1 protein-coding gene is annotated in these 914 nt (G+C 39.9%); it reads right to left on the reverse strand.

Annotation, left to right across the window (positions count from 1 at the left end):
- On the reverse strand, positions 1-856 hold an 856-nt coding region (locus tag JIV24_RS22195; RefSeq protein ID WP_200467277.1), incomplete at its 3' end, for a UPF0236 family transposase-like protein.
- Positions 857-914 lie beyond the last annotated feature (58 nt).

Below are 914 nucleotides of genomic sequence, written 5' to 3' on the forward strand. Positions count from 1 at the left end.
CCTCCAACTCTTTTTCAAAATCACGTTTAAAGGTTGGGTAACGTTCTTCGGGCATCCGGGCAATGTATTTTGAACTGGTTCTATCCGGTGTTTTTTTACCATCTTTTTCTACTATGTTGTAGCGCGAAATACTTCCGCACATTGCATTTTTATAGGATGATGACGTGATAGTCGCACCCTTGTCCGTGGGGCGTTCCAATGGCCTCCCTTTTTTCTTCCCGGGCTGGTTCAACAATACATTCACACCATCAAGGCTGCATGCCAATATATCAGCGCAGGGTTCTTTCTCATTCTGACGAACATTATTCATGATGCCTGGTTCTGAAGCTTCCAAGAATTCACTGGTACTTGTTACTGCATTTTTTATTTGTGTGGCGTGAAGCTTTATGAAACCGCACTTTTCAAGCATCCTTGAACTTTCTTCAGGCGTGTTGTAAGCACATGAAAACAGTACTACTTCTTTCACATCAGGCATCAGTATTTCGCCATTTACTCCAAGGTTTTCATCCAGCGGAAAAAGGCTCTTGCCACCGGAGCGGTGCTGGTAATAGCTACGGTTGATAGTGATTTTACCCAATGATGTCACAATTTGTTTTGGGCTTTTACCCTTGTTCAGATACTTTCTTTCATCCAAAACAATGGAAGGAACCTCTTCATCCCTTGACTCGAAATACCCTTCCAATATTTGGCAACCCAATTCGCCAACTAAATCCTTTATTTTTCCGATAAATCCAATTGCAGAATCAAAGTCCAGCTCCTTTTTATACTCTTTTTCACAAATCGAATGCATTTTTTGTTTGATTTCGTCAATTGATGTATTGATGATTTTCTCTATTTTTGACTTTTGCTCCTGCATAACTGTTAATATTTAGTTGTTTACATACTAACAGGCGGGAGCAATTTTTGATCAAATT

It is taken from the genome of Carboxylicivirga marina (assembly GCF_016612505.1).
GTDB lineage: Bacteria > Bacteroidota > Bacteroidia > Bacteroidales > Marinilabiliaceae > Carboxylicivirga > Carboxylicivirga marina.